Origin of the sequence: Flavobacterium granuli (assembly GCF_031456055.1) — a bacterium.
GTDB lineage: Bacteria > Bacteroidota > Bacteroidia > Flavobacteriales > Flavobacteriaceae > Flavobacterium > Flavobacterium granuli_A.
Genome location: NZ_JAVDTX010000005.1, coordinates 16,409 through 30,594, shown reverse-complemented (window position 1 = coordinate 30,594; position 14,186 = coordinate 16,409). Strand labels below are relative to the sequence as shown.

General features: G+C 33.2%; 13 protein-coding genes. 11 read left to right on the top strand and 2 right to left on the bottom strand.

From position 1 onward, the window contains the following. The first annotated feature begins 16 nt into the window (after positions 1–16). From J2W95_RS11075 to J2W95_RS11065, 3 genes are all read left to right on the top strand, one after another. Positions 17–2,044, top strand: a complete 2,028-nt coding sequence (locus J2W95_RS11075) for a hypothetical protein (RefSeq protein WP_310006921.1) — start codon at positions 17–19, stop codon at positions 2,042–2,044. A gap of 26 nt (positions 2,045–2,070) precedes the next feature. Beyond that, entirely contained in the window at positions 2,071–2,967 is an 897-nt protein-coding gene (locus tag J2W95_RS11070) for a LysR family transcriptional regulator (protein ID WP_310006919.1), read from the top strand. Between the two features lie 73 nt (positions 2,968–3,040). Beyond that, the gene (locus tag J2W95_RS11065) at positions 3,041–4,003 is read left to right on the top strand and encodes a YeiH family protein (protein WP_310006917.1); all 963 of its coding nucleotides are present in this window, start codon (positions 3,041–3,043) and stop codon (positions 4,001–4,003) included. Here the strand turns inward: J2W95_RS11065 and J2W95_RS11060 are convergent. Continuing rightward, positions 3,987–4,733 carry a YoaK family protein gene (locus J2W95_RS11060; RefSeq protein WP_310006915.1) on the bottom strand — a complete coding sequence of 249 codons (747 nt, stop codon included), beginning with the start codon at positions 4,731–4,733 and terminating at the stop codon, positions 3,987–3,989. The two genes, J2W95_RS11065 and J2W95_RS11060, sit on opposite strands and share 17 nt — an antisense overlap. Before the next feature lie 96 nt (positions 4,734–4,829). Here J2W95_RS11060 and J2W95_RS11055 point away from each other — a divergent pair, with 96 nt between their 5' ends. After that, positions 4,830–5,834 carry a zinc dependent phospholipase C family protein gene (locus J2W95_RS11055; RefSeq protein WP_310006913.1) on the top strand — a complete coding sequence of 335 codons (1,005 nt, stop codon included), beginning with the start codon at positions 4,830–4,832 and terminating at the stop codon, positions 5,832–5,834. A 73-nt stretch (positions 5,835–5,907) separates the two neighbouring features. On the opposite strand, the gene J2W95_RS11050 is transcribed toward J2W95_RS11055, so the two are convergent. After that, positions 5,908–8,046 carry an LTA synthase family protein gene (locus tag J2W95_RS11050; protein ID WP_310006911.1) on the bottom strand — a complete coding sequence of 713 codons (2,139 nt, stop codon included), beginning with the start codon at positions 8,044–8,046 and terminating at the stop codon, positions 5,908–5,910. 270 nt (positions 8,047–8,316) lie between these two features. Here J2W95_RS11050 and J2W95_RS11045 point away from each other — a divergent pair, with 270 nt between their 5' ends. From J2W95_RS11045 to J2W95_RS11015, 7 genes are all read left to right on the top strand, one after another. Continuing rightward, complete coding sequence (locus tag J2W95_RS11045; RefSeq protein ID WP_310006909.1) at positions 8,317–8,751, top strand: thioredoxin family protein; 435 nt, start codon at positions 8,317–8,319, stop codon at positions 8,749–8,751. Then, a complete protein-coding gene (locus tag J2W95_RS11040; RefSeq protein ID WP_310006907.1) occupies positions 8,751–9,737 on the top strand; it encodes an FAD:protein FMN transferase in 987 nt (328 codons plus the stop codon). Before J2W95_RS11045 ends, J2W95_RS11040 begins: the two co-directional genes overlap by 1 nt. 6 nt (positions 9,738–9,743) lie before the next feature. Next, positions 9,744–9,950: a DUF4266 domain-containing protein gene (locus J2W95_RS11035; RefSeq protein ID WP_310006905.1), complete on the top strand. Its 207-nt coding sequence runs from the start codon at positions 9,744–9,746 to the stop codon at positions 9,948–9,950. Between the two features lie 169 nt (positions 9,951–10,119). Then, positions 10,120–11,472 carry a DUF3570 domain-containing protein gene (locus J2W95_RS11030; protein ID WP_310006903.1) on the top strand — a complete coding sequence of 451 codons (1,353 nt, stop codon included), beginning with the start codon at positions 10,120–10,122 and terminating at the stop codon, positions 11,470–11,472. A 3-nt stretch (positions 11,473–11,475) separates the two neighbouring features. Further along, entirely contained in the window at positions 11,476–12,144 is a 669-nt protein-coding gene (locus J2W95_RS11025; RefSeq protein ID WP_310006901.1) for a response regulator transcription factor, read from the top strand. A gap of 4 nt (positions 12,145–12,148) precedes the next feature. Beyond that, positions 12,149–13,525 carry a sensor histidine kinase gene (locus J2W95_RS11020; RefSeq protein WP_310006900.1) on the top strand — a complete coding sequence of 459 codons (1,377 nt, stop codon included), beginning with the start codon at positions 12,149–12,151 and terminating at the stop codon, positions 13,523–13,525. 116 nt (positions 13,526–13,641) lie between these two features. Further along, positions 13,642–14,136: a DUF2231 domain-containing protein gene (locus J2W95_RS11015; RefSeq protein WP_310006898.1), complete on the top strand. Its 495-nt coding sequence runs from the start codon at positions 13,642–13,644 to the stop codon at positions 14,134–14,136. Positions 14,137–14,186 lie beyond the last annotated feature (50 nt).

The following is a 14,186-nucleotide window of genomic DNA, read 5'->3' as shown; positions in this document are numbered from 1 at the left end:
TCTTTTAATCAAAATTATGACAGCAAGCACAATTCTATTACTTCTACTTTTATTAATAATAGCGGGTTGCTTGTCATTTTTTCAATATTTATACAAAGTCAAAAACAAATCGAATGTGTATTTGTTTTTGACTTTTTTGCGTTTTCTGAGTATTTTTTCGATTTTGTTGCTTTTGATAAATCCTATTATCACAACCAATAAACTGGAAATTATCAAAACGCCATTACCTATAGTGGTTGATAATTCAAGCTCTATTTCTTTTTTGAATGCCAAAGAGAAAGCAATGGAATTAGCCCAAAAATTAACTTCAAATAGTGCCATTCAAGAAAAATTTGAAGTGCAATCCTATCTTTTTGATACTGATTTTCGACAATCGGATAGTTTGACTTTTAAAGGAAACCAAACCAATTTGGATTTGGTGGCCAAAAACTTGAAGAGTATCTATAAAAATGCTTTTTATCCAACCGTAATCATAACTGATGGGAATCAAACTTCGGGTAATGATTACGTTTATAGTTTTGATGAAAACAATAAGGTTTATCCTTTGGTTTTGGGTGACACGACCAAAGTTTTTGATTTGAAAATCAATCAGTTGAACGTTAATAGATATGCATTCTTGAAGAATAAATTTCCGGTTGAAGTTTTTTTGCAATATGCTGGGGATAAAAATGTGACAGCCAATTTTAGTATTACACAAGGTAATGAAGTGTTGCATAAGGAAAGCGTTTCGTTCTCTCCATCAAAGAAAACGGCTATTGTAAATGTGCTTTTACCAGCGAACAAAGTGGGACTGCAAGTTTATAAAGCTAAAATTGAATCGAAAGAAAGCGAAAAAAATACTTTCAATAACATCAAGAATTTTGCGGTTGAAGTTATAGACCAAAAAACGACCGTGGCTATCATTTCTACTTTAAATCATCCTGATATCGGTGTTTTAAAAAGAGCCATTGAATCCAATTTGCAACATAAAGTGGTATTATTGAAACCGAATGACGTAAAGTCTTTAGAGGATTACAATGTTCTTATTTTGTATCAGCCAACTACGGCTTTTAAATCTGTTTTTGAAGCGAATAAAAAAACCAATTTAAATACGTTTATCATAACAGGAACTGCAACCGATTTTACATTTTTGAACCAAGAGCAAAACAATTTTGTTTTTAAAATGAGTAGTCAGGAAGAAGATTATTTGGCAGATTTTGATTCTCAGTTTAATCTTTTTGCAGTGGATAATTTAGGTTTTGAAAATTTTCCCCCTTTGCAGAATAATTATGGTTCAATTACAACGAATGGAGAAGTAAATGTTTTGCTTTCGGCAAGAATCAGAAATATAGATACCAAAGCACCTTTATTATCTTTTACGGAGAATCAAGGAAAAAGAGCGGCTTATTTGTTTGGGGAAAACAGTTGGAAATGGAGTCTACAAAGCCATATCGACAATCAATCTTTTGAAAAATATGATGTTTTTATCAATAAGATTATTCAATATCTGGCTTCCAATAATGCCAAAAAATCATTGGTTGTCAATCACGAAAGCTTTTACAACTCAGGTGAAGCTATCGAAATCACGGCTCAATATTTCAACAAGAACTATGATTTTGATGAAAAGGCACGTTTGACTATTGACGTGACCAATATCAAAACGAAGCAAACCAAGAATTATGACCTTTTGAAAGGAAACAATACCTACAAAGTGAATCTAGACGGGCTTTTGGCGGGAAGTTATAATTTCTCGGTAAAAGAACTGAATTCGAAAACATCATATTCTGGTCATTTTGAAATCCTGGATTTTGATATTGAAAAGCAGTTTGTAAATCCAGATGTTCAAAAATTGAAACAATTGGCAGCACAAACAAAAGGAAAGGATTTTTACCCAAATGAAATCGATGTGCTGATAAAAACACTTTTGGATAACGAGGAATACAAAGCTGTTCAAAAAGATGTTGTGACTAAATCTCCTTTGATTGACTGGAAATGGTTACTAGTTTTGATTGCTGTTTTCCTTTCAACTGAATGGTTTGTTCGAAAGTATAACGGGATGTTGTAATTATTAATTTTGACAAAAATACGATTATGGATTTTAGACTAAAAGTATTTTACACTGTCGCTACGCGATTGAGCTTTACCAAAGCAGCTGCCGAATTATTCATTACACAACCCGCCATTTCCAAGCATATTCAGGAATTGGAAGAAGAATACAAAATCAAACTTTTTGAAAGAAACGGTCCGAAAATAGCACTCACCAACGCTGGCGAAGTGTTATTGAAACATACCAAAAGTATCTTTGAGATTTACAGGGAAATCGACTTTGATATGAGTACGTTTATCAATGAACGTAAAGGCTTGTTGCGATTGGGAGCAAGTACTACGATTTCTCAATATATTATTCCACCACTATTGGCTCGTTTTCATCAAAAATTGGAATCTGTTAAAGTGAATTTGCTAAACGGCAATACAGAGCAAATCGAAAATGCCTTATTAAACAAAGAAATTGAAATTGGAATTGTCGAAGGGCAATCCAAAAATCAATCCATAAAATACACTCAATTTATTAGAGATGAGTTGGTTTTGGTTTGTAATTCCAATAACCCATTGGTTAAAAGAAAAGAAATCGATCCAGCCGATCTTAAATCGTTGAGATTCCTTGTGCGAGAACAAGGTTCTGGAACACTTGAAGTTATTGAATATGCTTTAAAACCTTTCCATATCAAAATAGATCAATTGCAAATTGAAATGCAACTAGGAAGTACTGAAAGTATAAAATCCTATTTGATGAATTCGAATTGTGTTGCTTTTATGTCGATTCATGCTGTTGATAAGGAGCTGAAAAATAAAGAACTACAGATAATTGATGTGGATAATTTGACGATTGAGCGTTATTTCTACATCATTACTTTACAAGGAAAATCAGATTCTCTATCTGAATTGTTTATTAAAAACATTTCGAGCTATTATAACCTAAAGTTATAGTGGATTATTATTTGCGATTGGTAACACTGTAGATTTATCGTGACCTTTGTAGTGTTATAAATGAACAATACAAATGAAAACGGCTATAGTTAATATCCAACAAATACTGAGAATGAATGTTGTTGTGCAGCAGGTTATTTTCGTTTTAATACTTCTTCTTTGTTTATTCCCTATTATTTCTCCACCAGTTGCTTTAGTATTAGGTTTGGTTATAGCGAATGTATCTGGGCATCCATTTTTACATTTAAATCATAAAGCGACCAATATATTATTGCAGGTTTCGGTAGTTGGACTGGGATTTGGTATGAATGTTCATAGCGCAGTTACAGCAGGAAAGGAAGGTCTTCTTTTTACTATTGGTTCTATTGTTGCCACTATTACTTTGGGTACTTTATTGGGAAAATGGTTTAAAGTTCAAAAGAAAACATCACATCTTATTTCTTGCGGAACTGCCATTTGTGGAGGAAGTGCCATTGCTGCAATCGCTCCAGTGATTCAATCTGATGAAAAGCAGACTTCGGTGGCGTTGGGAGTTATATTCATTCTTAATTCAATTGCTTTGTTTGCATTTCCATTGGTGGGACATTGGTTGAATATGTCTCAAAACGATTTTGGCTTGTGGTGTGCCATTGCAATTCACGATACGAGTTCTGTAGTTGGAGCTGCCAATAAATATGGAGCAGAAGCCTTGCAAGTAGCCACAACGGTAAAATTAGCCAGAGCTTTGTGGATTATTCCTGTTGCTTTGATTACAGCAGTGGTTTTTAAAAATAAAAATAGCAAAGTGAAGATTCCTTATTTTATTGGATTGTTTATTTTGGCTATGGTTTGCAATACTTATTTTTCTCCAATTGCGAGTGTGGCTCCACATTTTGTTTCAATCGCAAAGATTGGACTTACTGTTACCATGTTTTTGATAGGGGCAGGACTTAATAGTACTGTTTTGAAATCTGTTGGAATGTTTCCTTTGTTGCAGGGCATATTGCTTTGGGTAAGTATTGCTGTTGGGACTTTATTGGCTATTCTATATTTCTAAAAATGTTTTTTTTCTTGCGTTTAATGGCAATTAAGTGCAATCGAATATAATCATAATATAGAGCAATCAATAGTAAAACAGCGGCAATCAATAATGTTCGAAGTGCTAAATATCCATATATGAATCCGCCGATGAAGCAACCAAGAAAGAAGAATGAAATAATGGAAAGTCTCAAGTAAATACTGATTCTTAATGTTTTTCTTTCCTCTGGTTTTCTATAAAAAAACAATTGTGACAATTCAATTCCCAAATCGGTAAAAAGTCCAGTTAAGTGTGTCGTTCTGACTGTTGATTGTGAAATTTTAGTTACCAGAGCGTTCTGGATTCCCATTGCAAAAAGAAGTCCAAAGGCAATCCATTTTCCGTCCAATAAATAAAAATCAGGTTGTGTGTCCAAAAGCCCCAAAGAAACCAAAATAAGAAGTTCGATTGTTATGGAGGGTAAATGGGAAAGATTTTTTTTCTTTTTGGAAACCAATTCAGCCAAAAAATTAGATGTGAAAGCTCCTGCCAAAAAGAACAAGGTATAGATTAAAAATACTGCGGCTGATCGGTAGTCGTTTTTTGTCCCCTCTTCGGCAAAATAGGCAAAATGTCCAGTGACATTGGTTGTCAGTGTTTTGACAGACAAAACTCCCGTTACATTTACGATTCCAGCCACAAATGACAATAATGTGGCGAGACGCAAATTGTGTTTAGATGTTCTGCTTCTGCCTTGATGTCTAAACATTTTAATTTATTTTTGTTGGATTAACATAAATTTAAAGCTGATTTGCTTAAATTATCTTTAAAAAAAATACTTTTGTAATTCAATTAAATAAATATAATGAAAAATTTCAAATTAAAACAGACAGTACTTACGTTTTCAGCGATTGGTGTCGCTTTTGTTGCTTTGTCTTGGGGGGTTTTTGGACATGAGCATATTAATAATGCAGCAGTTATGGCTTTGCCAAAACCAGTGCAGACTTTTTTTTACAATCATATTGATTTTATAACCCAGGAATCATCGGTTCCGGATTTGCGTAAATATACTTTACGTGATAAAGCAGAAAATCCACGCCATTATATTGACATGGAGAATTTTGGAGCTGTAGAAACTATCCCGCTTCCATTTGATGAAGCAAAGAAAAAGTACGATGAGAAATTTTTATTCGATAATGGTATTTTGCCTTGGTATATTCAGGAAGTAATGACGAAGTTGACAAAGGCAATGAAAGACAAAAGGAAAAATGAAATTTTGTTTTTGGCTGGTGATTTGGCACATTACATAGGCGATGCAAATATGCCTTTGCATACTTCAGCAAATCATGACGGACAGCTAACGAACCAGAAAGGTATTCATTCTATGTGGGAATCTCGTATTCCGACAATGTTTGGTAGTAAATATAATTACTATACCGGTGAAGCCAAGTATATTGAAAATGTTGAAAAAGCGACTTGGGATATGATAAAAGATTCGCACAGTCAAGTAGAGCCTCTTTTGTTGGTTGACAGAAATCTGCGCGCAACCTTTACCGAGGAGACTATGTATGAACATGATGCAAATGGAAAAGTTGCCAAAGGGAAATTCGGGGATTTGTTATATTCTAAAGAATATGTGACACAATTTCACACCGCTTTAAATGGAATGGTAGAAAGCCAGATGAGAAAAGCAATTGTTGCAACTTCCAATTTTTGGTACACAGCATGGGTAAATGCAGGGAAACCAAATTTGGATAAGTTAGATTCTAATGAATTGACGAACCGTAATAAAAAGAATTTGAAAAATGATTTGAAACTTTGGAAAAACGGAAAACTTTTTGGTTTGGAAAATGAGAATGAGTTTGATTAGGCTCTAGCCAAAAGAAAATAAAAAAGCCTGTAAGTCTTAGATTTACAGGCTTTTTTAGCATTTTGTGATATTATTACAAATCGGTGTTGGTCACGCTTTTATTTGAAATTTTGAAATTTAGACTTTCATATTTCTTTTCCTTCAATATTTCAGAAGCCGTTTGATAATACGATATGGTTTCTTTTATCAGATCTTTTCTTTCTTTGTTTAAAGGAACTTGATTGTAATAGATTTGAAAATCGGTTGCTGTTTTTTGATCCGGTTTTAATGTCAATTGAAATTGTTTTACGGTTTGTTTTGGCGAAAGTATAGTCAACACATTGTCTTTTATCAATCCCAAATCCTGATAGGTAGCAATCAATGCTCTTGGTTTATAATCGAGTTTCATAACATCCTGACCGTAGAATTTACTTTGGTAGTTAAAATTTAATAAACCGAAAAGCGTTGGCATAACATCTATTTGGGACATTACTTTGTTATATTTTTGGGGTTTAATAAAACCTGGACTATAAATCATGGCAGGGATTCTGTATTTGTCAACAGGAAGTTCAGTCTTTCCAGCACTAGAAGCACAGTGATCTGCAAGAATTACAAACACGGTATTTTTGTACCAAGGTTGTTTGCTTGCCATTGCAAAGAATTTTCTCAAGGCATAATCCGTATATTTTACACCACCATCACGAGATTTTATATCGCCTGGAATGTCGATTTTGTCGTTTGGATAAGTGAAAGGACGGTGATTGCTCACGGTCATCCAATGATTAAAGAATGGTTTGCCTGTTTTTGCTTCTTCATTCATCACTTTTATGGCTTTATTGGCCATATCTTCGTCGCAAACTCCCCATACGTTTGCGAACGTAATTTCTTCGGGTGTAAATGATTTTTTATCGACAATATCATAACCATTTCCAGAAAAGAAGTCTCCCATATTATCAAAATAGGCATCTCCTCCGTAAAGAAATTTCACGTTGTATCCTTTTTGTTTAAAAAGAGCACCAGTAGAGAATTTATTTTTATTATCCTCTCTTTTTACCACACTTTCTCCGGCAGTGGGTGGTAAGCATAAAGTTACAGCTTCAAGGCCACGAACGGTTCTGTTACCAACTGCGTATAAATTGGTAAACAACATGCTTTTTTGAGCCAGACTGTCTAGGAATGGAGTTATATTTTTCTCGTTTCCGTATACTTTCATGAAATCGGCACTGAAACTTTCAATGGTGATTAAAACAACATTTTTTGTGTTTTCAGTTGTATTGCTTTGGATTTCTCTTGCGGTTGATATTCCTGATATAAAAGGTATTTGCTCATCCAACAAAGTAAATGCTTCATTTTCTGGCAAGGTTTTATAAAATTTAAAATAATCCAATTCACTGTTCATAAAGGCCAAATAGAAACGGTATATTCCGTTGGACTGAAGTTCATTAGTAAACACGTTTTGGGAGTTTTCTTTTTTTGCCAAATATGGAACGGCCAATAAGGAAACACCAAATAAGGCTAGATATATTGCTGATAATTTTAGTTTCTCATTAAAAGTTGGAATTTCATCAATGTAGTTTCTTGTTCTTTTGACAATAAAATAGGTTACCGTTCCGGCTACAAGAAACAACGTCGAAAACAAAGGGATCACTGGGTAAGATTCCATGATATTTCCAATAACTTCATTAGTGTAAACCAAATAATTTACGGCTATGAAATTGTATTTCACTCCAAATTCATTCCAAAAAAAGTATTCGCTGACCCCGTTTTGAAGGATAAGCACAACATATAAAAATATTATGAAAGTGAATAGCCAAAATCTGATTTGGCTTCTATATTTTGGCAAGAACAAAAGAAGTCCAAATAATAGCGTTTTGAGGCCAACGAAAATCATCCCAATTTTGGGAAGTGCTCCGTCATATTCATTCAGTATCGTTTTTCCTGACGCAATATAGAGTAATAATGCCGCCAAGAATCCAAATATAATGTAGCCATAGGGCTTGTAGTATTTTGAATTGGATATAAAAATGAGGTATAGCCATAGGAAACCAGCCGCTATCATAAAAACAAAAGAATCTGAAATCAATCCCATTGAAAAAATTTTCAAGCTATCAATGAATGAAAATGAGGTTTGTGTAATGGGATGTAATGCTAAAACTATTCTTAAAACGAAACTTACAAGAATATAAAAAATTGCAAGATTGTAAAAAGGAGAAAACTTTTTTAGAAAATTCATGTGGTATTTTTTTTTTTGAGAAACTTCAAAAAGCATTTCAAAATTACATTTAAGTATTTATGTAATATTGTTTTGAATCTTAAGTTTGACTTAAGACACATTAATTCATATGATTTAGCAAAACTATTTAAGTTACTTTTGTGTTGATATATAAGTGTTTTTAGAAATAGAAAGATGTATTGTGACTAATGGTTGACAGTGGTCAATCTAAAACAATATGTTGGAGCTTTGAGAGGGATTACACTAAAAAAAAAAAATAAATAGCGTCTTATGAAAAATTTAATTTCCTTTTTATTTTTATTAATAACTTTTTTTGGATATTCCCAAAATTGGAACACCAATTTTGAAGACGCAAAGGCTAAAGCCGAAAAAGAAAATAAAAAAATTTTATTAGTCTTTTCAGGATCAGATTGGTGTGGACCTTGTATGAAATTAGATAAAACGGTTTGGAAATCCTCAGAATTTCAAGAGGAAGCCGACGAAAACTGGGTTATTTACAAAGCTGATTTTCCTAAGAAAAAAGCCAATCAGCTCTCGCCAGAATTGACAGAGAGTAATAATAAATTGGCAGAAAAATACAATAAGAATGGCAGTTTTCCATTGGTCTTACTTTTGGATAAAAAAGGAAAAGTAATTGGAATAACAGGTTTCAAAAATGTATCAGCACCAGAGTATATTAAACTCATTCATTCGTTAGAAAAATAATGAAAAAAGCATTAACCATAACTTATCTATTTCTTGCATTCTCATCCTTTGCACAGATAATCCATAAACGAAAATTGTCAATGTTGGGGAGTCCATTTGAGATGATGGTTGTTGCCAAAGATACTATAGAAGGCAATGCTTACATTGATATGGCGGTGGGTGAGGTCAAAAGAATTGAAAATGAAATATCAGATTGGATTCCGACAACGCCGATTTCGGAAGTCAGTAGAAACGCCGGGATAAAACCTGTAAAAGTACCTGTTGAAGTATTTGAATTGGTGGAAAGGGCAAAGAAAGTTTCGGAAATTACCTCAGGTGCATTTGATATTTCCTATGCTTCGATGGATAAAATCTGGAAGTTCGATGGTTCTATGAAAGAAATGCCAACACCTGAAGCTATTAAGAAATCGGTAGAAAAAATTGGTTACAAAAATATTATTTTAGACAAAAAAGAACATACCATTTTCTTGAAAATACAGGGAATGAAATTGGGTCTTGGCGGAATAGGACAAGGATATATTGCCGATAAAATACATGCTTTGTTACTGTCAAAGGGCTGTAATTCAGGATTGGTAAATGTGTCTGGTGATATTTTTGCATGGGGCAGACAGCCTGACGGGAAACAGTGGACTGTTGGAATAGTAAATCCATTGAATAAAAATAAAGTTTTTACCACCTTTCCTTTAGAAAACAGTGCAGTTGAAACTTCGGGTAGTTATGAGAAGTTTGTCATTTTTGACGGAAAAAGATATTCACATATTATAGATCCCAGAACAGGTTATCCGGCTATGGGAGTTGCAAGTGTTTCGGTGTTTGCGAAACAAACGGAAATCGCAGATGCTCTGGCAACGGGAATTTTTGTGATGGGGGTTGATGTAGGTTTGGATTTAGTCAATCAGCTCAAAGGCATTGAATGCATCATTGTTGATGACAAAGGCAAAATATTTGCTTCCAAAGGTATAGATGTGAAAAAATACAGTAAATAAAAAAGTATGAAAAAAGTTGTATTAATATTGATCGCCATTCTTTTGCAATCCTGTAATACGGTTAAAGAGTACGAAAAAGTGAATATCAATGACCCCGAAATGAAATTGGGATCCAAAACCGCAGAACGGTATGAAACCACTTTCCAAGTGTATAGAGAGGCAGCTGCCGGAGCTAATGGTGGTAAATCGGGTGGAGGCTGCGGTTGTAATTGATTTTTTTTGAGTTGCTAAGATACTGAGATGCTAAGCATCTAAGATTTGAGCATCGAATTAAAAAGATAAAAGTAAAGGTTTAAGTTTAGAAATAAAAGGCATAAAAAATAACTTAGAATCTCAGTAACTCAGAATCTTAGTTGCTTTATTACCAAATAAAATATCCAAAATGAAAATTACAAAAACCATATTTCTTTTTATCTTCTTAGTAAGTATGATTTCTTACGGACAAGAGAAAGATTCAACGGTTGTATTCAAAAAAAGAGTTTTAGAAAGTACCGAAGTCGATTTCTTGCTAAGTTATTATGATCAGGACGGAACTCATTCTGCTGTTTCGGGAGGAATTGGTTCGGAAAAACTGAATGATTTAGCAACCAATATTGTAGTTGCAATGCCATTGAATGATGATGATGTTTTGACGGTAGATTTGGGATTGTCAGCTTACTCATCAGCTTCGTCTAGTAATATTAATCCATTCGAGTCTATAAATAATCCAACGCCTTGGCAGGCTTCATCAGGAGCTTCTGGTAATGATCAATTATTATCGGGAGTGGCAACTTATGCACATAGTAGCGACAATCGAAATTTTATCTGGAATGCCGATGTTTCTTTCTCAAACGAATACGATTATACATCAGTTGGTTTTGGAGGTGGAGTTACCAAGCTTTTTAATGAAAAGAATGCGGAAGTAAGTGTAAAAGCCAATGTATATCTTGACAAATGGCAACCAATTTATCCAAAAGAGTTTGAAGAAAATGCTTTGAATGGAGTAACTATTTATGACCAAAATGGAGTTGTTTCAAATGGATATTTGCCATCAAAATTCTCGCCTGTAACATCTGTGGACAGAAATTCATATTCGGCTTCATTCGCTTTTTCCCAAGTATTGACAAAGAACTTCCAACTTTCTTTGTTTTTTGATGTATTACAACAGCAAGGACTGTTGTCGTCGCCTTATCACAGAACTTATTTTGCTGATAAATCCCATTATTACGTTGGCCAACCCCAATATATAAATGAATATACAAGTCCTAGTAATGTTGGCGTTTATGAGTTGGCTGATGATATTGAAAGGCTTCCTGACAACCGATTTAAGTTACCTATTGGCGCTCGTTTCAATTATTATATCAATGAACACTTTATTATCAGAACATATTATAGATATTATACAGATGATTGGGATATAAATGCCCATACGTTCAACATAGAAGTTCCCATAAAAATTTCGGATAAATTCACAGCTTACCCAATGTATCGTTATTATACGCAAACCCAGGCCAAATATTTTTCGCCATATCAAACCCATTTGTCAACAGAGCAATTCTATACTTCGGATTTTGATTTATCGACTTTCTCGGCCAATCAATACGGTTTTGGGGTTTCTTATACTGATCTATTCGCAAAAGCCCATCTGTTTTCTTTTGGATTAAAAAATATTGACTTCAGGTTCAATCATTATACTAGAAGTGATGGTTTGTCAGCAAATATTGGTACTATTGGTTTTAAATTTGTGTTTCAATAAAATATGAAAATTCTAATTGTAGAAGACGAAATAGGAATTGCCAATTTTCTAAAACAAGGCTTGGAAGAGGAAGGCTATGAAGTTGTGGTCGCTCATGATGGAAAGGCGGGACTCGAAATAGCTCAAAATCAAAAAGTAGATATTATTTTATTGGATTGGATTATGCCACAAATGTTAGGCATTGATGTGTGCAGGGAAATCCGAAAAATAGATTCGAAAACACCTATTTTATTTTTAACGGCCAAAGATACCGTTCAGGAAACCATTGAAGGTTTGAAGTCCGGTGCCAATGATTATATTAAAAAACCGTTTAGCTTTGATGAATTGGTGGAACGCATCAAAATTCATTTCAGAAATGAAAATCAAAATGATTTGCTTTCGCTTGGACAAATAAAAATAATACTTTCAAAACATCAAGTTGTGATAAATAATCAAGAGGTTTCGCTTACGCAAAGAGAGTATGAATTACTTGTTTATTTGATAAAAAACAAAGGCAAAGTGTGTACTCGAAACCAAATAATTAATGATGTTTGGGACATACATTTTGACTATGATACGGGTGTAATTGATGTTTTTATGAACGCCATTAGAAAAAAACTCAATTTAAATAAAGAAGAAGATCTTATAAAAACCATTCGGGGTGTTGGGTATATTGCAAACGACATAAATTAGATTAATGCTTTTATTATCCTATAAAAACAGAATTGCTTTCAATTACATTCTCAGTACGGCACTATTAATTTCCGTAGTGTTTTGTACTATTTATGTAATCACGTCTTACAGTATCAACAGACACATAAATGATGATATTTTAGAAGAATCAAGTGAATACATAGAGGAGGTTAAAATTGATAATAATAATACCTACCTGATTCAAGTAAATCAATGGAGGGAAAGGGACAATAATAGAGTACATGTTAACCCTGTTTTTGTCCAGTTTTTGGATAATGACCATAAATTAATAGATAAGTCTCCCAATCTTATGGGATTCGAGCTTAAATTGTATAAAAATGATAAAGACAATCAATTTGTTGATAGTTATTTGAATGAAAGTCCTATTAGACAGATTCAAGTTCCGCTTATTGATAAAGATAAAAAAATAGGATATCTTTTAGTAGCGATGTCTTTAGATGAGGCAACAGTGATTTTGACTAATCTCAGAAATACTCTTTTTATAGCTTTTCCATTAATTTTAGTGCTCTTGTTTTTTATTGCTAGATTTATTGCTGGACGCAGTATAAAGCCAGTAACCCTAATTACAGAAACCTCCAGTAGAATAACAAAAGACAATCTAAAGGACAGAATAATTTTGCCTCAAAATAAGGATGAATTATTTGTGCTTTCTAAAACAATTAATGATTTACTGGATCGAATTGAAAATGCAGTCGAAAGAGAAAAACAATTCACATCCGATGCTTCTCACGAATTGAGGACGCCGTTGACGGTTTTAAAGGGTACACTTGAAGTTTTGATACGCAAGCCACGAAATCAGGAAGAATATGAAGAGAAAATTAATTTCAGTATTTCAGAAGTCAATCGTTTGAATAATTTGGTTGATCAATTGCTTTTATTGGCTCGATTCGAAAATCAAAAGCAAAGTTTACGAATAGAAAAAATTTATTTGAATGCTATAATTCTAGATGTTCTTTCTTTGTATTTAAATAAGATAAATAATAAAAAAATAGAGGTCTCTTATGATTTTTCTGAAGATTATTTTGTTGAATCCGATAACTATTTGGTTTCCACAATTATCAGTAATGTAATTTCAAATGCCATAAAATACTCTTATGAAAATGGCAAAATATCGATAAATATTTCCAAAAACGATTCGAAAACCATTTGTTCCATATCCGATGATGGCATGGGAATTTCCCCAACTGATTTAGATAAAATTGTGAATCCGTTTTTTAGGTCAAATCCAACTTTTCATCCTGAAATTAAAGGGTCTGGTTTAGGACTTTCTATTGTGGAGCGAATAACACAATTATTAAATATTGAATTCAAAATTGAAAGTGAAGTAAATAAAGGAACTACAGTCTTTTTTATATTTTAAAGTGTTGATTAATCTTAGAAAAATAAATTAAGCTAATTTTAATGATTCGCCTTTTTGAATAGTAAGCTATTGTGCTACCTTTATTTAGGATTTAAACCATTAAATTTAATTTAGTTATGAACGATGCACATTTACACATGGTAGTTAACCATTTTCCAATTATTGGTATAGTTTTTGGATTTGGTATTTTGATAGTTGGGTTGATCTTGAAAAATAAAACACTGATAAATACTTCTTTTGTATTATTTATTGTCGCAGCAGTTTTTGGTGCGATCAGTATGGCAACAGGAGAAGGAGCAGAGGAATTGGTTGAAGATATGCCAAATATTGGAAAACAAATTATTCATGAACATGAGGAATTGGCCGAAAAATTAGCTGTATTGCTTTATGTTTTAGCAGGATTATCCCTTGCAGGTTTGTATTTGAACTTTAAAAATAATGCAAAGACAAAGCTAGTTTCCTTTTTGATATTGGGTATTGCAACTGCCGGATTGTTTCTAGTACAAAAAGTAGGTACTTCTGGAGGAGAAATCCGTCATACCGAAATTAGGGCAAATGCCAATACAATGGTCAATGGTTCTGTAAAACAATCAGAAGAACACGAAGATTAGGTTTCAGATTTATAATGTTAACAAAAAAGCGATCATTTTGATCGCTTTTT

Coding starts and splice junctions, on each gene's coding strand:
- J2W95_RS11075 (WP_310006921.1), top strand. CDS start 17: ATGACAGCAAGCACAATTCTATTACTTCTACTTTTATTAATAATAGCG.
- J2W95_RS11070 (WP_310006919.1), top strand. CDS start 2,071: ATGGATTTTAGACTAAAAGTATTTTACACTGTCGCTACGCGATTGAGC.
- J2W95_RS11065 (WP_310006917.1), top strand. CDS start 3,041: ATGAAAACGGCTATAGTTAATATCCAACAAATACTGAGAATGAATGTT.
- J2W95_RS11060 (WP_310006915.1), bottom strand. CDS start 4,733: ATGTTTAGACATCAAGGCAGAAGCAGAACATCTAAACACAATTTGCGT.
- J2W95_RS11055 (WP_310006913.1), top strand. CDS start 4,830: ATGAAAAATTTCAAATTAAAACAGACAGTACTTACGTTTTCAGCGATT.
- J2W95_RS11050 (WP_310006911.1), bottom strand. CDS start 8,046: ATGAATTTTCTAAAAAAGTTTTCTCCTTTTTACAATCTTGCAATTTTT.
- J2W95_RS11045 (WP_310006909.1), top strand. CDS start 8,317: ATGAAAAATTTAATTTCCTTTTTATTTTTATTAATAACTTTTTTTGGA.
- J2W95_RS11040 (WP_310006907.1), top strand. CDS start 8,751: ATGAAAAAAGCATTAACCATAACTTATCTATTTCTTGCATTCTCATCC.
- J2W95_RS11035 (WP_310006905.1), top strand. CDS start 9,744: ATGAAAAAAGTTGTATTAATATTGATCGCCATTCTTTTGCAATCCTGT.
- J2W95_RS11030 (WP_310006903.1), top strand. CDS start 10,120: ATGAAAATTACAAAAACCATATTTCTTTTTATCTTCTTAGTAAGTATG.
- J2W95_RS11025 (WP_310006901.1), top strand. CDS start 11,476: ATGAAAATTCTAATTGTAGAAGACGAAATAGGAATTGCCAATTTTCTA.
- J2W95_RS11020 (WP_310006900.1), top strand. CDS start 12,149: ATGCTTTTATTATCCTATAAAAACAGAATTGCTTTCAATTACATTCTC.
- J2W95_RS11015 (WP_310006898.1), top strand. CDS start 13,642: ATGAACGATGCACATTTACACATGGTAGTTAACCATTTTCCAATTATT.